This window comes from Mesorhizobium sp. M7A.T.Ca.US.000.02.2.1 (genome assembly GCF_003996995.1).
Classification (GTDB): Bacteria; Pseudomonadota; Alphaproteobacteria; order Rhizobiales; family Rhizobiaceae; genus Mesorhizobium.
In genome coordinates, this window is record NZ_RZTT01000080.1 from 1 (window position 1) to 18,340 (window position 18,340).

The window sequence follows — 18,340 nt, forward strand, 5'->3', positions numbered from 1 at the left end:
ATCCATGTGGACGAACGGCGAACCGGATGACGGATAGTAGCCGACGCCGCCGCCCTGCATCTTGAGACCGATGTTGCGCAGCTTCTTCAGCGGCACGCCGGGGATGTAGAAATCCATCGCCTTGCCGAGCATATGCTGGCTCTTCTCGGCGACGCCCCTGCTGCGGCCGCGCAGCATCGAGTTGGTCGACGGCGAGCGATAGCCGCAGATGACCTGGATGTAGTCCGTGGCGCCAGCTTCCCGATACGCTTCCCAGACCAGATCCAGCAGGCGCGGATCCATCTTGGTCGGCTCGTTGCGACGCCAGTCGCGCAAAATGATGTTGATCTTCCTGAGACCCTCGGGAACGTAGCGGCCGTTGCGCTTGTAGACGATCTCGGCCTTCTCGTGGGTGTGGAGATGATAAAGCTTCAGCGACCGTGTTTCGGCGCTGGCTCCGCTCGCAGCCGCGGCAACAAAACCAAAAGCGACAACCAACACTGCCAGCCACTTCGGCCAGACGCTCAAATGATGGTGCCGCCTGTTTGTGTGTCGTTCGATTCTGTTCAAATCAAAAGGCCTTGCAGGCTGCCGTTTGTCCCCGGATTTGTCCAAACGGATGTGGCATTAGCACACCCGAATATCGATCCTAATGGTTAATCATCGCTTATTGAAGCCGAAATGCGGTAACACCGTGGCGATATCCCGTCAAAAATTGTTCACAAGGTTTCTTGGTAAACCGCTGGTTTAGATCAGATTTCCGCCTTCGGCCCGAACACGATCTGTTACCGTTAGCCTTAATGCGTGAACAGAGCTGTCCATGACACAGCCACAATGCCGCCGAAACGGCGATACAAGGCCTGCTGTGGCATTGCAAGCTGGCGTCGGCCTTGCGGCAAGCCGGATTCCGAAGCTCAGCCCGGCATCGCCCTTAGGAGGCGAGCCGGTCTACGCGGCCCGTCTCCGGATCGATGCCGTGTTCCTTGAGCTTGCGATAGAGCGTCGAGCGACCGATCCCGAGTCGGCGGGCGACTTCGCTCATCTGTCCGTTGTAGTGATCGATGGCAAGCTTGATCATCTCGAGTTCGACATCGGCCAGTGCCCGCACATTGCCGCGCTCGTCGAGCGCCCGCAACGTGCCGAAGCGAGGCTGCAGCCTTGCCGGCGGATCGAACGCGATTGCTGGGCCGCCCTCGCCGGGCAAGGCTTCGTCATCGCGCTCCTGCAAAGACTGGGAGGGCGCCGGCGCATCGCCGTCCATATCCAGGTTGACGGTGCCTTCCACTTGCGCCCGTATCTGCGGGAAGTCCTCGGCGGAAAGCACATCGCCTTCGCAAAGCACCGAGGCCCGGAAGACGGCATTTTCAAGCTGCCGGATGTTTCCAGGCCAGTCATAGGCCTGCAGCACGGCGAGCGCTGCCGCCGAAATACCCTGCAGGCGACGGTGCGGGTCGGCCGGCGCCACCTTCTCCATGAAATGGGTGACCAGATAGGGGATGTCGTCGCGGCGGTCGCGCAGCGGCGGCACGAAGATCGGGTAGACGTTCAGCCGATAGAACAGATCCTCGCGGAACTTGCCGTCCTTGACCTGCTGCAGGAGGTTGCGATGCGTCGCCGAAATCAGCCTGATGTCGACCCTGACGGTCGAGCGTCCACCCACCGGGTCTACCTCGCCGTCCTGGACCGCGCGCAACAGCTTGACTTGCACGTCGAGCGGCAGGTCGCCGATCTCGTCGAGGAACAGTGTGCCCGAATGCGCTTCGACGAACTTGCCCGTGTGCTTGTCGGTGGCGCCGGTGAACGAGCCCTTCTCATGGCCGAACAGGATCGATTCGACCAGATTGTCGGGGATGGCGCCGCAATTGACGGTGACGAAGGGTTTCGAGCGGCGGTCGCCACTGCCCTGGATGGCGCGCGCCACCAGTTCCTTGCCGACGCCGGACTCGCCCTCGATCAGGATCGGGATGTTGGATGCCGCCGCTTTCTGGCCAAGACGGATCACCCTGTCCATGGCCGGGCTGTGCGTGATCATATCCTTGAAGGTCAGGAGGCCGCCGCGCCGGCGCGATGTGCGCTTGACCTCGCCCTCGACGGCCTCGACCTTGAGCGCATTGCCGATCGACGCCTGCAGCCGGTCGGGAGACGCCGGCTTGACGACGAAATCGAAGGCGCCATGACGCATCGCCGAAACCACGGTCTCGATGCCGCCCTGCGCGGTCTGCACGATGGCCGGCACGTGGATATCGCGCTCGCGCATCGCCTTCAGCACGCCGATACCGTCGAGACCGGGCATGACCAGATCGAGGATGACCACCGACACCTCGCGGGCGCCGGGTCCATCGAGGATATCGAGAGCGGCCGCGCCGCCGTCGACGACGATTGCGCTGTAGCCGAACCGCGTCACCGCCGCTTCGAGCAGCCGGCGTTGCACCGGATCGTCATCGACTATGAGTATGGAACCTGTCATGACTGATACGACTATGCCCGCCCGAGGAATCCTGCCCTGTGGACCATCTTGGCACAGGGTTCTAAATAAGGTTTCAAAAAACCCGGTGAATGAATTCCTTAGGATTTGACCGGCTTCTCGTTTCTCCTTGAACCTTGGCCACGGAAGGTGTCGGCAATGCATAAGGATTCTGGGCACATGGTTTCCGCACGGCGGCTGGCGGCGCCGGCGTCCGGTCAGGGCGCGGCCGAGCTGGGCGACCTGCCGGAATGGAACCTTGCCGACCTCTATGCCGGCATGGACGCGCCAGAACTGAAGCGCGACATCGCCAAGGCCGCCGCTGATGCGGTCAGCTTCGAAAGCCGCTGGAAAGGCACGCTGGCCGCCGAGGCCGAGCGCGGCAGCGCCGGCAGGCTGGGCGAGGCGCTCGTCGCCTACGAAGCGCTGGAGGAACTGATCGGCCGCATCGTCTCCTATGCGGGTCTGGTTTATGCCGGAAACACCGCTGATCCCCAGCGCGCCAAGCTCTATGGTGACGTCCAGGAGAAGATGACCGACGCCAGCGCGCACCTTCTGTTCTTCGCGCTCGAACTCAACCTGATCGACGATGCGTCGATCGAAGGCGCGCTCGCCGGCGATCCCGCCTTCGGTCACTACCGGCCATGGGTGCTCGATCTGCGCAAGGACAAGCCCTACCAGCTTGAGGACCGCGTCGAGCAGCTCTTCCACGAAAAGTCGATCACCGGGCGCGGCGCCTGGAACCGCCTGTTCGACGAGACGATGACCGACCTTCGCTTCGACATCGACGGCGAGGAACTGACGCTGGAGCCGGCGCTGAACCGTTTGCAGGACGCCGACGGCGAGGTGCGCCGCCGGGCGTCCGAGGCGCTGGCCACGACCTTCCGCAAAAATTTGCGCACCTTCACGCTGATCACCAACACGCTGGCCAAGGACAAGGAGATATCCGACCGCTGGCGCGGCTTCGAGGACATCGCCGATTCACGCCATCTCGCCAACCGCGTCGAGCGCAGCGTGGTGGACGCCCTGGCTTCCGCCGTTCGCGATGCCTATCCGCGCCTGTCGCACCGCTATTACGCGATGAAGGCACGCTGGCTGGGCATGGAGGTGATGAACCACTGGGACCGCAACGCGCCGTTGCCGGATACGCCCCAGGCGATCATTGGCTGGGACGAGGCCAGGAACACCGTGCTGTCCGCCTATCAGCGCTTTTCGCCCGACATGGCCGAGATCGCGCGAACCTTCTTCGACCGCAACTGGATCGACGCGCCGGTGCGGCCCGGCAAGTCGCCTGGCGCCTTCGCGCATCCGACCGTGCCGTCGGCGCATCCCTATGTCCTGCTCAACTACATGGGCAAGCCGCGCGATGTGATGACGCTGGCGCACGAGCTTGGCCATGGGGTGCATCAGGTGCTGGCCGGCGGCCAGGGCGCACTGATGGCCTCGACGCCGCTGACGCTGGCCGAGACGGCATCGGTCTTCGGCGAGATGCTGACCTTCCGCTCGCTGCTCGACCAGACCACCGACCGGCGCGAGCGCAAGGCCATGCTCGCCCAGAAGGTCGAGGACATGATCAACACGGTCGTGCGCCAGATCGCCTTCTATGAATTCGAGCGCAAGGTGCATGCCGAACGCAAGAACGGCGAACTGACCTCCGACAGGCTCGGTCAGTTCTGGCTCGAAGTGCAGGCCGAAAGTCTGGGTCCCGCCATCAAGCTGCGCGAAGGCTACGAGGTGTTCTGGACCTACATCCCGCACTTCATCCATTCGCCCTTCTATGTCTATGCCTATGCTTTCGGTGACTGCCTAGTGAACTCGCTCTACGCGGTCTACCAGAACGCCGAGCGCGGCTTTCAGGACAAGTATTTCGAAATGCTGCGCGCCGGCGGTACCAAACATCATTCCGAGCTTCTGGCGCCCTTCGGGCTCGACGCCACCGATCCCGCCTTCTGGCAGATCGGACTTGGCGTCATCAGCGGCCTGATCGACGAGCTGGAAGCGCTCGACGCTTGAAACGCGTCCCTCAGGCATCGCTCTAACAGTTTAGCCGGAATGCATGTTGGGACAGCTCTACTATCACCCTAAATATCTGTTCTTGAAGTACTCTCCACCGAAGTTTTCCGATAGCTTTCCACAAGCTCTATGATAGCCTTCGCTCCAAGCTCAGCCGGAGCGCATGCGGATCGGCGAGGAGAAATCTCAGCCGGCCGTGTCGCTCAGGCGAACGCGACAACGGCCGTTGGCCATGGGCAAGCAAAGCCGATCGCCGCAGCTCGAACCGAAGCCGGCTGTTCTGCTTACCGCGGAACCACCAAGAGTAGTCCTTCGCCGAAGGTCATGACCCACGGCAGACGGATTTGACTGGAGAGAGACAATGGGCACTTTTTTCTACGTGGTCCTGGCGTTCCTGATAGGCGTGTTGGTCGGCTGGTTCCTTTGGGGGCGCCTGCGCGGTGAACTCGACAGCTTGCGCGGCGACCTCGACCGTACACGCAGCGAACGCGACAGGCTGCGCACCGACGGCGACCGCCTGACCGGCGAACTCGATGCATGCGGCAAGACCCGCGCCGACCTCGAGCGCCGGCTGCGCGAAGCGTCGGCCGCACCTGCCGCCGGAAGCAGCGCGGCAAAGCCGGCAAGCCAGGCGCCGGCGGCCCTGATGTCGACCCCCGCGACAGCCAAATCCGCCGCCACAAAGCCGGCGCCGGCCAAACCGGCCGCTGCGAAAGCGGTCCCTGGCAAGGCGGTCCCTGCCAAGCCGGCAGCGAAACTCGCCGCCACCAAAACCTCGGCTCCAGCCAAATCCGCAACGAGCAAACCTGCAACAGCCAAGTCTGCAACAGCCAAGTCTGCAACAGCCAAGCCAGCAGCCGGCCCAGCATCCGGCAAGCCCGACAATCTGCGCCGACTGATCGGTATCGGTCCGGTCAACGAGAAGCTGCTCAAGGCGCAAGGCGTCACCAGCTTCGCCCAGATCGCGTCCTGGGCCGCGGCCGATATCAAACGGATCGAGGACGTCATGAATTTCGACGGCCGCATCGCGCGCGAACGCTGGATCGAGCAGGCCAAGCTGCTCGCCGCCGGCAACGAGAAGGAATTTGCCAAGCAGTTTCCAACAGCCGGAACCGCCAGCAACAGCTGATCGCCAGGCACGACCTGAAGATTGCAAGCGGCGGCGCCATATCGGCGCCGCCGTTTGCTCTTGGTTCCTGAGTTGGCCCAAACGTCGGCTTTAAGAGGCAGCGTGCCGTTCCCTCGATTGCGCGCGGGCGGCACCCCATATAGAGCGGTTGATGCTTCATAGACCGCAGCATGAGTCCCATGTCCCTGCCCGCCGCAATTTTTCGCAATGACAAAAGCGCGCGCCAGCTCGTTTTCGACCGGCCGGCCGATATCATCGTGGCGCACGAAGCAGGGGATTTCGAACCGGCTCTGGAAGCAGCACAAGCCGCGCATGATGCAGGCAAATGGCTTGCCGGCTATTTCTCGTATGAGGCGGGCTACCTGCTCGAACCCAAGCTCGTTCCCCTGCTGCCGAATGGACGCCGGGCCCCACTCGTGTGCCTTGGGGTTTTCGATGCCCCGGTCGAAGAGGCGGTGCCGCCGCGCGACACCACGGCGACCAACGGCCCGATCTTCGACGCCCGTGCGACGTGGTCGCCCGAGGATTATGAAAAACGCTTCTCGCGGCTGCACCAGCACATCAGGCAAGGTGATTGCTACCAGGGCAATCTGACCTTTCCCGTGCATGCGCAATGGTCAGGCGAGCCGCTGGCCGCCTTCGATGCATTGACGGAACGTCAGCCGGTGAAATATGGCGCGCTGATCGCGCTCGGTGAACCCATCGTGCTGTCGCGCTCGCCCGAACTGTTCTTCGAGATCGACGCCGAGGGCATGATCGAGACGCATCCGATGAAGGGCACGGCGCCGCGAGGCGCGACCAAGGCCGAGGACGAACGGCAGAAGATCTTCCTGCGCAATGACGAGAAGAATCAGGCCGAAAACCGCATGATCGTCGATCTCCTGCGCAACGATATCTCGTTGATCAGCGAGGTCGGCACGCTGGACGTGCCGGCGCTGTTCCGCATCGAGACTTACCCGACCGTGCATCAGATGGTGAGCGACGTCAGGGCCAAACTGCTGCCGGGTCTCTCTATCCGCCAGATCTTCGCGGCGCTGTTTCCTTGCGGTTCGATCACCGGCGCGCCTAAGATCCGTGCCATGGAGATCCTGCGCGACCTGGAAGGCACGCCCCGCGATGCCTATTGCGGCGCCATAGGCTGGATCGCGCCCGGCGGCCCGATGCGCTTTTCCGTGGCGATCCGCACCATCTCGCTCTTTTCGGGCGGCGAGGCCGTCTACAATGTCGGAGGCGGCGTCGTCTTCGATTCGACGGCGCAGGAGGAGTATCAGGAGTGTCTGCTGAAAGCGCGCTTCGCGACGGGAACACCGCCGACTTTCAGTTGATCGAGACCATGCGCTGGGAACCCGGCCCGGGCTTCCTGCGCTTCGATCGCCATCTTGCGCGCCTCTATGGCTCGGCGGCGGAGCTCGGCTTCCGCTGTGCTCCAGGCAAGGTCGGCGAGGCACTGAGCAGCGCAGTCGGCGGTTCCGGCGTTGCCATGCGCACGCGGCTCGTCCTGTCGCACGATGGTGAGGTGGCGGCCTCGGCGCAGCCTTATGAACCGCTCGCCGCCGACAAGATCTGGACGCTGCGGCTGGCGCGGACGAGGCTGGATTCGAACGACACGCTGCTGCGCCACAAAACCAGCCGGCGGCAGCTCTACACGCGTGCCCGCGCCGAACACCTCATCACCCAGGCCGACGAGGTGCTTATGGCGAACGAGCGCGGCGAGATCTGTGAAGGCACGATCACCAATGTCTTTGCCGATCTCGGCGACGGCGTGCTGGCCACGCCCCGGCTCGACTGCGGCCTGCTGCCTGGTGTATTGCGCGCGCAGCTTCTGGATGAAGGCCGCGCCCGCGAAGCGATCTACAGCTTGGACGACCTGAAATCCGCCAAGTCCCTGTTCGTCGGCAATTCTCTGCGCGGACTGATCCCCGCAAGACTGACCTGAAACATGACGACTGTGCCCACTCACACACCCCCAGAGCATACGCTCCCCACCCACACGCCCTATGACGGCTCGTCGAAACTGTTCAGTATCGGGCTGAAGCCGCTCGATCCGGCGGACTGGATCGAGATCGACGGCCATCTGCTGCCGTATCTCGCCGAAAAGCACCGGCTCTATGCCGAAATTCCCGAACGCGTTTTCGTCGAGGAGGACGGCACGCGCGATGCCCAGCAGGAAGTGCTCGACTTGCTCGCTGCGCATCTGCTGGAGAGGTTCCCCGAAACCCATCGGCTCGGCGGATCAGGCGTCGAGGTGGCGGGCGCGGCGAACCGACTGCCTGCTTCCCTCGCCGATGCGCCGCTGGCCAAGGCCTCACAGCTCGTCCAGGAAGACCTCATCCTGATGCGCCGTGGCGACAGCGGCTGGCGGCTGGTTGCCGGCTCGCTTTGCTTTCCCTCGTCCTGGTCGCTCCTGGAAAAATTCGGCAAGCCGCTGCAGGACATCCACGCGCCGGTGCCGGGTTTCGGCCCGGGCACGCGTCCGGCGGAACTCATCAACCGGATGTTCGATGGCCTCCAGGGGCAGGCGGTCGAGCGCTACAACTGGTCGATCCAGTCCGACAACGCGCTCTACCATCCGCTCTCCGACCTGCAGCGCATCGACCGCGCCACCAACCGGCCGTCGCGCTTTCCCGATGGCGACATCGACGCCCATGCCTTCATCCGCGTCGAGCGGCAGACCCTGCGCAAACTGCCTGTTTCACGCGATATCCTGTTCACCATCCGCATCCATCTCGACCCGCTCGCCGTGCTGGCCCGGCACCCTGATCGGGCGAAGCTCGCGGTGTCTTTCGCCGCCCAGCTCGAAGCGCTCGATCTCGCCCAGCTCGATTACAAGGGCCTGACCGCAGACCGCGATCGGCTGGTCGACCGGCTCGGGGTGCTGGCGCTGTCCTAAATCGCGGCCAAGCCCAGCAGCAGGATCGCGGACATCGCGGTAAAGACGGTGACGTTGACATCCCACCGCCAACCCGCCGGTCCGAACGGCGGTCGGAATGGCAGGTAGCCGTTCTCGTCGTAGAGCACGCCGCCATAGATCGGTCGTGAGAGCATGGCCACGAAGAACGCTCCATACATGGCCACGCCCAATCCCCCGGCGAGATAGAGCCGCTCGGCTTGGAGTGGCCCTCCAATCCAGATAAGCCCCAGCGCAATCAGCGCGACTCCGGTGTAGCTCAGCACCTGCCAAACGACGTGAAACCGGGCGTGCGGAGTCCACAGCGGATTGGTGGCGTGGGTGGCGTTGAGGTCGGCTTTGATCGTCACCACACCGTAGCCCACGGTCGCGACGCTCAGCAGAATTCGGGCAAGCAGATGACTGTCGTAAGCGAGTTCCATCGCACTTTCCTCCTTCAATAGGGAAATCGATGACGGCAATTCAGCAGATCGTAATCCGAAGTACTTCAACTAGGAAACAGCAGTATGCCGGTCGATGCCGCACTTTGCCGGGCCCCGACGCGGGAGCGTCACGCAGGCGCAACGGCTTGAATGACGCCTTGGGCACAGAAGAGCTGCCCGTCGGCCAGCCGCGCATAATTGTGGACGATCCCTTTCTCATGATCCTGCAACTGCACGATGAAGTTGCCGCTCTGCTCCGTCCAGCTCATGAGCACGAGGTTCGGGCGTACGCTGGTCATGTCGATCTTGACCACCTCGTCAATTTTGGTGGCTCCGATCGACGCATGCACATGTAGTTCTTCCGGCGAGAAAAACGTCAGCCGGGGTATGAACGGGCCGAAAACGCAGTCGAAAGTCTTACCGATAAGCGAGGCGGGAAAAACATTGGTTTCTGCCATAACTCCCTCCCTGGGCATGGCCGTTGGGACCAAGCCATTTGACGATCTTCGAGGTTTCAGTCGCGAAAATACCAGATACGCCTACTTGGAGCGCTCCAAGTTATACGATCCGCCCTTTCCACTTTCGAGTCAACAAAATTCTTGGAGCGCTCCAAAAAATGGTCTAACTGAAGGGAAATGGGTGAATCGCAATGCCAACGCTAGCCGACGTGGGCAAGGCTGCCGGTGTCTCCCGGGGCACTGTTTCCAACGTCTTCAACCGGCCGGAACTGGTTAGGCCTGAGTTGCGCCAACGTGTCGAAGCGGCCGCGCGAGCGCTCGGGTTTGGCGGCCCCGATCCAAAGGGACGATTGCTGCGGGATGGCAAGTTCAATGCCATCGGGTTCATGCCACCTGGCGCCTACGCCATCGCCGAGGTGATGAGAAGTCCCTATGGCCGCGAACTGGTGCTGGGCGTTTCGCTCGCCTGCGACGAGGCCGGAACGACGCTCAGCCTTGTAAACGGCACCGATAATACCCGCTTCGCCAGCATCCGCGAGGCCCTCGTTGACGGCTTCATCCTTGGTCACAGCGGGGACATCGGTCTCATAACATCGGCACAACGGCGGCGCCTGCCCTTCGTCATTCTCGAAAGCGACGCAGGTCCCGACATCAATTCGATAAAGATCGACGGCAGGAGGGGCGCGGTCGCTGCCGTCCGGCATCTGACTGGGCTGGGACACCGACATTTTGCCATCCTGTCTATACGGAGAACTCCAGGCCCTCCCATCGTGCACATGCCCGGACAGGCAAAGCGCCCGCTTCTTGCCGGCTTCTCACTCGATGACGAAAGGCTTGACGGTTTCAAACAGGGCTTGGCGGAGGCGAACCTGTCGATCGACGATGTCCCGATTATCGAGACGACGCCCGGCGATCCATCTGCTGGAGCGGTGGTGTTCGACAGTGTGCCTGAAGCAACCGCGATCCTGACCATGTCGGATTGGCAGGCGATCACAATACTCGACGAGGCGGTTTGTCGCGGCATAGAGGTGCCGGGCCACGTGTCGGTCATTGGCTTCGATGGCACTGCTGAATCCGCGCGCACCACACCTCCGCTGACGACTGTCGCGCAAGACGTGATCGGAAAAGGCAGGCTCGCCGCCCGCATGGTTCTTGACAACCAACCGCCCCGCCAAGTCGTTCTGCCCGTGGAGTTGGTGGTTCGGGCGTCCACAGCTGCGCCGAGGGCAAAAATCCGTTGAACGGACGGGGCACGTCGCTTGCGCTTGGCAAATGAGCTAACTTTGGTTCGGGTAGAGCCATTCATCCACGGTTTCAGCCTTAACCACGTAGCCAACGCAGCTAGCCGCTGGTTGGCGCTTTTCGCTGGTTTGTGACAATGATCTGTGATGTAGCGCATGGCCGCCGGGCAAAAAATCCCCGGCTTGCGCATGTTTTCCCAGTTTCCTGGGTTTTGAAGGAGTGCTCGATAAAATGGCGAATGAAAACTGGCCCGTTTACGGTGAGATCAACGGCCCTGTCGTGATGATCGGCTTCGGCTCGATCGGCCGGGGAACGCTGCCGCTGATTGAACGCCATTTCAAGTTCGACAAATCGCGCATGACGGTCATCGACCCGCGCGACACCGACCGCAAGCTGCTCGACGAGCGCGGCATCGCCTTCGTCCAGGAAGCGGTGACCGAGAAGAACTACAAGAAGCTCTTGACCCCGCTTCTGACCAATGGCGGCGGCCAGGGCTTTTGCATCAACCTGTCGGTCGATACCGGCTCGGTGGATCTGATGCGGCTCTGCCGCAAGCTCGGTGTGCTCTACATCGACACCGTCGTCGAGCCGTGGCTCGGCTTCTATTTCGACGCCAAGGCGGACAACGCCAGCCGCACCAATTACGCGCTGCGCGAGTCGCTGCTCAAGGAAAAGCACGACAAGCCCGGCGGTGCCACGGCGGTCTCCACCTGCGGCGCCAATCCAGGCATGGTCTCGTGGTTCGTCAAGCAGGCGTTGGTCAATCTCGCCACCGATCTTGGCCTGGAATTCTCGGAGCCCGCGCAGGACGACCGCGAGGGCTGGGCCAAGCTGATGAAGAAGGCCGGCGTCAAGGGCATCCACATCGCCGAACGCGACACCCAGCGCACCAAGAAGCCGAAGCCGATGAATGTGTTCTGGAACACCTGGTCGGTCGAAGGCTTCATCTCCGAGGGCCTGCAGCCCGCGGAACTTGGCTGGGGCACACACGAGACATGGATGCCGAAGAACGCCAAGAAGCACAAGCACGGCTCGAAGGCAGCCATCTATCTGGAGCAGCCGGGCGCCAACACGCGCGTGCGCTCGTGGTGTCCGACGCCCGGCGCGCAATACGGCCTGCTGGTGACGCATAATGAGGCGATCTCGATCGCCGATTTCTTCACCGTGCGTTCCAAGAAAGGCAAGGTGCATTACCGCCCGACCTGCCACTATGCCTACCATCCCTGCAACGACGCGATGCTGTCGCTCGACGAGATGTTCGGCGCCGCCGGCAAGCCTCAGCCGGTGCATCATGTGCTCGACGAGAACGAGTTGATCGACGGCGTCGACGAACTCGGTGTGCTGCTCTACGGCCACGACAAGAATGCCTACTGGTACGGCTCGCAGCTGTCACTCGCCGAGGCGCGCAAGCTGGCGCCCTATCAGAACGCCACCGGCATGCAGGTCACCTCGGCGGTGCTCTCGGGCATGGTCTGGGCGCTGGAGAACCCCGAGGCCGGCATCGTCGAAGCCGACGAGATGGACTACAGGCGGTGCCTGGAAGTGCAGTCCCAGTACCTCGGACCGGTCAAGGGCTACTACACCGACTGGACGCCGCTCGATAACCGTCCCGGCCTGTTCCCGGATGACCTCGACCGGAACGACCCGTGGCAGTTCCGCAACATCCTTGTGCGATAGCAGCACCGCCTACCTGCCTCACCGCCTTGCAATCGCCCGGAAATCGGGCGATTGAAGGGATGCGGACCACAACGACACGCATTCATCTGGACGCATGTCGCTCTGGAAACTTGGATGCACGCCTCGTGCTTGTCGAAAATCGATTCCGATTTTCGGGCCGATGCGAGAGGAGAGGATTTTCACATGATCATTGCGCGCAAAATTCTTTCGATGAGCGTGGCGGGTGCCATTGCGACGATGCTCGCCGCCTGTGCGACCAGCGGCCCTGATGAACCGCCGATGGCAGCGGCGCCGAAAGGTGTCGAGGGCTCATGGATCGACGCCAAGGGCACCGGCCTGTCGACCTTCGCCGGCGGTACCTTCACGACGGTCGCCACCGACACCGGCCAGAAGCTTGCCGACGGCAGCTACACGATGACCGGCGCCACATCGGTGCAGATCAACGGCACCTCGCTGATCCGCCAGACCGCGGTCAGCTTCAACTGCCTGATGGTGTCGACAAGCCAGCTCAACTGCACCAGCTCCAGCGGTCAGAATTTCGTGCTGACAAGGCGCGTCTGAACCCACGACCATTCGTTTTTCAAGGACGGCGACCGGTTGGCCGCCGTCCTTTTTTATGCCGGCAAAGGGTCCCGGATTCCGCTTGCGTCATCGGGAACGCGATGGGAACATGGCCGAAGCGCCGGCTGTTATGTTCCAGTCAAGCAAGAGCGCTAATGGCCTCTGATCAGCTTTCCGGGAGACGAAGATGAAGAAGCTTGCCGCCATTGCAGCCCTGTCAGCCTCAGCCCTCGGCCTGTCGGCCGGCGCATCCTTTGCCGACTACACGCTGAACATCCTGCATATCAACGACTGGCACAGCCGCATCGAAGGCAACAACAAATATGAATCCACCTGCTCGGCGGACGAGGAAACCAAGGGCGAGTGCATCGGTGGCGCGGGCCGGCTGATCACCGCGATCGCCCAGGAGCGCAAGAAGCTGCAAGGCCAGAACGTGCTGCTGCTCAGCGCAGGCGACAATTTCCAGGGTTCACTGTTCTACTCCACTTACAAGGGCAAGGTCGAAGGCGAATTCCTCAACGACATGAAGTTCGATGCCATGGCGCTCGGCAACCATGAATTCGACGACGGCGAAGTGGCCCTGGCGCCGTTCCTCGACATGATCAAGTTCCCGGTGCTCGGCGCCAATGTGAAGGCCAATGCGCAATCCAAGCTCGGCGACCGCGTCAAGCCATCTGTTGTCGTCGAGGTCGGCGGCCAGAAGATCGGCATCATCGGCGCGATCACCAACGACACGCCGGACCTCGCTTCCCCCGGACCCAACGTCGCAATAGAGGACGACGTCAAGTCGATCACCGCCGAAGTCGAGAAGCTCAAGGGCGAAGGCGTCAACAAGATCATCGCCGTGACCCATATCGGCTACAGGCGCGAGCGTGACGTCATTGCCAAGATCCCGGGCATCGATGTCGTCGTCGGCGGCCACAGCCATTCGCTGCTGTCGAACACCGACCCCAAGGCGGAAGGCCCCTACCCGACGATGGTCGACAATCCGGACGGCTACAAGGTGCCGGTGGTGCAGGCGGCGTCCTATTCGAAATACCTCGGCGAGTTCAAGGTGGTTTTCGACGACAATGGCGTCGTCAAATCGGCCGGCGGCGACCCGATCTATCTCGACAAGTCGATCACCCCCGACCCGGCCGTGCTCGCCCGTATCAAGGAGCTTGGCGCGCCGATCGAGGCGTTGAAGAACAAGGAAGTGGCGGAAACCACCGACGTCATCGACGGCAGTCGCGAGAGCTGCCGCACCCGCGAATGCGCGATGGGCAATCTCGTCTCCGACGCCATCCTCGACCGCGTCAAGGGACAGGGCGTCGAGATCGTCATCTCCAATGGCGGCGGCCTGCGCGCCTCGATCGACAAGGGCACCGTGACCATGGGCGAGGTGCTGACCGTGCTGCCGTTCCAGAACACGCTGGCGACCTTCCAGATTTCGGGCAAGGATCTGGTGGCCGGCCTCGAGGGCGGCCTCAGCCAGGTCGAGGACGGCGCCGGGCGCTTCCCCCAGGTCGCCGGCCTGAAATATTCCTTCGACAAATCCGTCGCGCCCAATGCCGGCCGTGTCAAATCGGTGGAAGTCATGGAGGGCGGCGCCTGGACGCCGATCAAGCCGGACAAGGACTATCTGGTCGCAACCAACAACTATGTCCGCCAGGGCGGCGACGGCTACAAGATCTTCGCCGACAAGGCCAAGAATGCCTACGATTACGGCCCCGGCCTCGAACAGGTGGTCGCCGACTATCTCGGCGCCCATCGTCCCTACACGCCGAAGCTCGACGGCCGCATCACCGAAATAGCCGCGACCGTCGCCGCGGCGCCTGCGGCCCCGGCAACCGATCCGGCCAAGCCAGCCGAAGCAGCGCCGGCCACGCCGGCGCCCGCACCGGCTGAAGCCGCCAAGCCTGCCGATGCGGCGCCGGCAATGCCCGAATTGCCGGCCAACTCGGGCGACATCGCCAACACGCCCCCGGCCATATCGACAGAGGGAGCGCCACCCCCGCCGGCGCCACCGGCAGAGGCGGCAAAACCGGCTGAAGCAGCCCCCGCCCCGGCGGCACCGGCTCCCGCCGCCGAGCCGGCAAAGCCAGCGGAGGCCGCACCGGCCGAAGCCAGCCATGTCATCGTTGCCGGCGACACTTATTGGGATCTGGCCAAGAAGGTCTATGGCGACGGTGCCAAATGGAAGGTCATTTCGGGCGCCAACAAGGGCTATGAGCCGCGCCGGCTTCCTGTTGGCGCAACGCTGACCATCCCGCCGCAATAGCCCCGCTATATGCCTGAATGACACCGCCCGTCCGAAAACCGGACGGGCGTCCTGTTTTCGGACTAATGCATGTCGCCCAAAAGTGACCTCGGTTTTGGGAGAACGACGTGCATAAAACAAAGACTTAAAGCGGGTCGTCTGAATCCATTCAGACAATCCGCTTTAAGGTGCGGCCAGACGCTGCATTGAATGCGCGCGCAAGATGGTTAGGTTCGCGTCTTCCGGAGAACCCTTATGACGCTTCCCACCCCTGCCGAACCCAAGGCCGCAAAGGCGCCCGGCCCGTTGCCCGCTGGGCATCCGCCGGTCAAGGCGGGCAAGATCGGCGTCATGCTGGTCAATCTGGGTACGCCCGACGGCACCGATTTCAAGCCGATGTGGCGCTATCTCCGTGAATTCCTGTCCGACCCGCGCGTCATCGAGCTCAACAGGGCGATCTGGTATCCGATCCTCTATGGCCTTGTGCTCACCAGGCGGCCCAAGAAGTCGGGCGCCAACTACGCCCGTATCTGGAACCGGGAGAAGGACGAGTCGCCGCTGCGCACCTATACCCGCGCCCAGGCCGAAAAGCTGGCCGAAGCGCTGAGCGACCTGCCTGATGTCGTCGTCGACTGGGCGATGCGCTACGGCAACCCTTCAACTGCAAGCATTGCCCAGCGTCTGGTCGACCAGGGCTGCGACCGCATCCTTACCTTTCCGCTCTATCCGCAATATTCGGCGACGACCACGGCAACCGCCAACGACCAGCTGTTTCGCGCGCTGATGAAGATGCGCCGCGCACCGGCCGTCCGCAGCGTGCCGCCCTACTATGACGAGCCGGTCTACATCGAGGCGCTAGCGCGCTCGATCGAACGGCATCTGGCGACGCTGGACTTCGAGCCGGAGGTGGTCATCACCTCCTATCACGGCATTCCAAAACCGTATTTCGAGAAGGGCGACCCCTATCATTGCCATTGCCAGAAGACGACGCGGCTGTTGCGCGAACGGCTCGGCTGGGATGACAAGAAACTGATCATCACCTTCCAGTCACGCTTCGGCGCGCAGGAATGGCTGCAGCCCTACACCGACAAGACGGTGGAAAAACTCGCGCAGGACGGCGTCAAGTCGATCGCTATCGTCAATCCCGGCTTTTCCGTCGACTGCATCGAGACGCTGGACGAGATCGGCCGCGAGGCGGCTGAAACCTTCCACCATGCCGGCGGCAAAAATTTCGCCCATATACCTTGCCTCAACGATAGCGCGGAAGGGATGGCGGTGATCGAGGTGATGGTGCGGCGCGAACTGTCCGGCTGGGTCTAACCCGGAACAACACAAGCTCCGGGGCGTTAAGGCGCGCCTCCGGAGAATGCGATGCCCCGCAAACTCGACCTCAGAACTGGCCAGCCCGTCTGGTCGGCCTATCGCGCGCCTGCGGTGCCGACGGACGGCCTGATCCGGGACGTCAACACGGATGTGCTGGTCGTCGGTATGGGCATCAGCGGCGCCATGATGGCCGAGGCGCTGACGGCCGATGGCCATCGGGTCATCTGCATCGACCGGCGCGGCCCGCTGAAGGGCTCGACGGCCGCAACCACCGCACTGGTGGCATTCGAAATAGACCAGCCTCTCTCCACGCTCTCGAAGATGGTCGGCAGAGCTTCGGCCCAGCAGGCCTGGCGACGCTCGCGGCTCGCCGTTTCCAATCTCGCCGGACGCATTGCCGAACTCGGCATCAACTGTGGCCTAAGCCGCATGCCGTCACTCTATCTGGCCGGCACGATGCTTGGTCCGCCGGAACTGCGCGACGAGGCCGAGGCACGTCGGCTAGCCGGCATCGGCGCCATCTGCTTAACCCGACAACAGCTAGCCGAGAAATTCGGCATCGACCGCGAAGGCGCCATTCTCGGCCACGGCAATATCGCCCTCGACCCACGGAAGCTGACGGCTGGGCTGCTGCTGAAATCCCTGGAGCGCAAGGCACGCTTCTATGCCCCCGTGGAAGCCACAATGATCGAGGACAGCGCCGAAGCTGTTGTCGTCGCGACCAGGGATGGCCCGACCATAACCGCACGACATGTTGTTCTGGCCACCGGCTACGAACTTGTCGACATCGTGCCGGCCACCGCCCACCGGATCATCTCGACATGGGCGATTGCGACACGCCCGCAACCGCGAAATGCGCACGACGGTCGACGGCCGGGTCATTTGCGGCGGCGAGGACGAGGATTTTATCGACGAAGCGCGGCGCGACGCGCTGATCGCCGACAAGAGCACACGCATCGCCGAGAAGCTCGGCCTGATAGTTCCGCATCTCGACACCAGACCCGATTTTGCCTGGACCGGCTCGTTCGGCACCACGACCACCGGCCTGCCCTATATCGGCGCCATTCCCCGCCACCCGCGCATCCATGCGGTGATGGGCTACGGCGGCAACGGCATCACCTTCTCGCAGGTCGCTTCCGAGATTGTCCCGGCTTCGATCAACGGGCTGGATGACATGGATGCAAGATTGTTTGCCTTCAACCGCTGAGTGCAACCCTATAAACAATCCATCATCACCTGATTGTAACGCATCTGAAATACACTTAAGTCTTTGGTGAAGTCGGCGGCGCGAGAATGGCTTGTGCGGCCTTCGTCTGAGGGAGAGCCAAATGGATTTCAGTGGTTTCGATATTGCGATTGGTGCACTTGCACTTCTGGTATTGGTGCTGCTGATCAAAGGCATCAGGACAATCCCGCAAGGTTACAATTATACGGTGGAGCGCTTTGGCCGTTACACCAAGACACTGAGCCCAGGCCTCAATTTCATTTTCCCGTTCATCGACCGTATCGGCGCCAAGATGAACATGATGGAGCAGGTGCTTGACGTTCCGAGCCAGGAAATCATCACCCGCGACAACGCCATTGTCGGTGTCGACGGCATCGCCTTTTTCCAGATCCTCAACGCGGCGCAGGCCGCCTACCAGGTTTCCGGCCTGCAGAACGCCATCCTCAATCTGACGATGACCAACATCCGTACCGTCATGGGTTCGATGGATCTCGATGAACTCCTGTCGAACCGCGACGCCATCAACGAGCGCCTGCTGCGTGTCGTCGATGAGGCAGCCCACCCGTGGGGCATCAAGATCACCCGCGTCGAAATCAAGGACATCAACCCGCCGGCCAACCTTATCGAATCGATGGGCCGGCAGATGACCGCGGAACGCAACAAGCGTGCCCAGATCCTTGCCGCCGAAGGCCTCAAGCAG

General features: G+C 62.5%; 15 protein-coding genes and 1 pseudogene. 12 read left to right on the forward strand and 4 right to left on the reverse strand.

Going from position 1 to position 18,340, the window contains the following annotated elements:
- Window positions 1–507, reverse strand: a 507-nt coding sequence (locus EOD15_RS10430; RefSeq protein ID WP_127408464.1) for a DUF882 domain-containing protein, incomplete at its 3' end; no start/stop codon positions are given.
- Window positions 508–910: 403 nt separating this feature from the next.
- Window positions 911–2,446, reverse strand: a complete 1,536-nt coding sequence (locus EOD15_RS10435; protein ID WP_127322720.1) for a sigma-54 dependent transcriptional regulator — start codon at window positions 2,444–2,446, stop codon at window positions 911–913.
- Window positions 2,447–2,623: 177 nt separating this feature from the next.
- Between EOD15_RS10435 and EOD15_RS10440 the strand changes: the two genes are divergently transcribed.
- The 5 genes from EOD15_RS10440 (at window position 2,624) to EOD15_RS10460 (ending at window position 8,475) form a co-directional block, all read left to right on the forward strand.
- Window positions 2,624–4,456, forward strand: coding sequence for a M3 family oligoendopeptidase (locus EOD15_RS10440; RefSeq protein ID WP_127408465.1), 1,833 nt, complete (start codon window positions 2,624–2,626; stop codon window positions 4,454–4,456).
- A 361-nt stretch (window positions 4,457–4,817) separates the two neighbouring features.
- Window positions 4,818–5,585, forward strand: a complete 768-nt coding sequence (locus EOD15_RS10445; protein WP_127408466.1) for a proton-conducting membrane transporter — start codon at window positions 4,818–4,820, stop codon at window positions 5,583–5,585.
- Between the two features lie 179 nt (window positions 5,586–5,764).
- Complete coding sequence (locus EOD15_RS10450; protein ID WP_127408467.1) at window positions 5,765–6,910, forward strand: aminodeoxychorismate synthase component I; 1,146 nt, start codon at window positions 5,765–5,767, stop codon at window positions 6,908–6,910.
- Window positions 6,859–7,521: an aminotransferase class IV family protein gene (locus EOD15_RS10455; protein ID WP_127322310.1), complete on the forward strand. Its 663-nt coding sequence runs from the start codon at window positions 6,859–6,861 to the stop codon at window positions 7,519–7,521. Before EOD15_RS10450 ends, EOD15_RS10455 begins: the two co-directional genes overlap by 52 nt.
- Window positions 7,522–7,524: 3 nt before the next feature.
- Window positions 7,525–8,475, forward strand: coding sequence for a DUF3445 domain-containing protein (locus tag EOD15_RS10460; protein ID WP_127322311.1), 951 nt, complete (start codon window positions 7,525–7,527; stop codon window positions 8,473–8,475).
- Here EOD15_RS10460 and EOD15_RS10465 read toward each other — a convergent pair.
- A complete protein-coding gene (locus tag EOD15_RS10465; protein WP_127268297.1) occupies window positions 8,472–8,915 on the reverse strand; it encodes a hypothetical protein in 444 nt (147 codons plus the stop codon). The genes EOD15_RS10460 and EOD15_RS10465 overlap by 4 nt on opposite strands.
- A gap of 128 nt (window positions 8,916–9,043) precedes the next feature.
- Entirely contained in the window at window positions 9,044–9,373 is a 330-nt protein-coding gene (locus EOD15_RS10470; RefSeq protein ID WP_127322313.1) for a hypothetical protein, read from the reverse strand.
- Between the two features lie 209 nt (window positions 9,374–9,582).
- Here EOD15_RS10470 and EOD15_RS10475 point away from each other — a divergent pair, with 209 nt between their 5' ends.
- From EOD15_RS10475 to EOD15_RS10505, 7 genes and pseudogenes are all read left to right on the forward strand, one after another.
- Window positions 9,583–10,614, forward strand: coding sequence for a substrate-binding domain-containing protein (locus EOD15_RS10475; RefSeq protein WP_164761990.1), 1,032 nt, complete (start codon window positions 9,583–9,585; stop codon window positions 10,612–10,614).
- A gap of 232 nt (window positions 10,615–10,846) precedes the next feature.
- The gene (locus EOD15_RS10480; RefSeq protein WP_127408468.1) at window positions 10,847–12,292 is read left to right on the forward strand and encodes a homospermidine synthase; all 1,446 of its coding nucleotides are present in this window, start codon (window positions 10,847–10,849) and stop codon (window positions 12,290–12,292) included.
- 183 nt (window positions 12,293–12,475) lie between these two features.
- Window positions 12,476–12,853, forward strand: a complete 378-nt coding sequence (locus EOD15_RS10485) for a hypothetical protein (protein WP_127259982.1) — start codon at window positions 12,476–12,478, stop codon at window positions 12,851–12,853.
- 187 nt (window positions 12,854–13,040) lie between these two features.
- The gene (locus EOD15_RS10490; protein ID WP_127408469.1) at window positions 13,041–15,113 is read left to right on the forward strand and encodes a bifunctional UDP-sugar hydrolase/5'-nucleotidase; all 2,073 of its coding nucleotides are present in this window, start codon (window positions 13,041–13,043) and stop codon (window positions 15,111–15,113) included.
- Window positions 15,114–15,347: 234 nt separating this feature from the next.
- Window positions 15,348–16,412, forward strand: coding sequence for a ferrochelatase (gene hemH, locus EOD15_RS10495; RefSeq protein ID WP_127323147.1), 1,065 nt, complete (start codon window positions 15,348–15,350; stop codon window positions 16,410–16,412).
- A gap of 51 nt (window positions 16,413–16,463) precedes the next feature.
- Window positions 16,464–17,622 (forward strand): annotated as a pseudogene (locus tag EOD15_RS10500) (FAD-binding oxidoreductase).
- Window positions 17,623–17,743: 121 nt separating this feature from the next.
- A partial coding sequence (locus EOD15_RS10505; RefSeq protein ID WP_148129521.1) for an SPFH domain-containing protein occupies window positions 17,744–18,340 on the forward strand: 597 nt, incomplete at its 3' end.

Coding starts and splice junctions, on each gene's coding strand:
- EOD15_RS10435 (WP_127322720.1), bottom strand. CDS start 2,446: ATGACAGGTTCCATACTCATAGTCGATGACGATCCGGTGCAACGCCGG.
- EOD15_RS10440 (WP_127408465.1), top strand. CDS start 2,624: ATGGTTTCCGCACGGCGGCTGGCGGCGCCGGCGTCCGGTCAGGGCGCG.
- EOD15_RS10445 (WP_127408466.1), top strand. CDS start 4,818: ATGGGCACTTTTTTCTACGTGGTCCTGGCGTTCCTGATAGGCGTGTTG.
- EOD15_RS10450 (WP_127408467.1), top strand. CDS start 5,765: ATGTCCCTGCCCGCCGCAATTTTTCGCAATGACAAAAGCGCGCGCCAG.
- EOD15_RS10460 (WP_127322311.1), top strand. CDS start 7,525: ATGACGACTGTGCCCACTCACACACCCCCAGAGCATACGCTCCCCACC.
- EOD15_RS10465 (WP_127268297.1), bottom strand. CDS start 8,915: ATGGAACTCGCTTACGACAGTCATCTGCTTGCCCGAATTCTGCTGAGC.
- EOD15_RS10470 (WP_127322313.1), bottom strand. CDS start 9,373: ATGGCAGAAACCAATGTTTTTCCCGCCTCGCTTATCGGTAAGACTTTC.
- EOD15_RS10480 (WP_127408468.1), top strand. CDS start 10,847: ATGGCGAATGAAAACTGGCCCGTTTACGGTGAGATCAACGGCCCTGTC.
- EOD15_RS10485 (WP_127259982.1), top strand. CDS start 12,476: ATGATCATTGCGCGCAAAATTCTTTCGATGAGCGTGGCGGGTGCCATT.
- EOD15_RS10490 (WP_127408469.1), top strand. CDS start 13,041: ATGAAGAAGCTTGCCGCCATTGCAGCCCTGTCAGCCTCAGCCCTCGGC.
- hemH (WP_127323147.1), top strand. CDS start 15,348: ATGACGCTTCCCACCCCTGCCGAACCCAAGGCCGCAAAGGCGCCCGGC.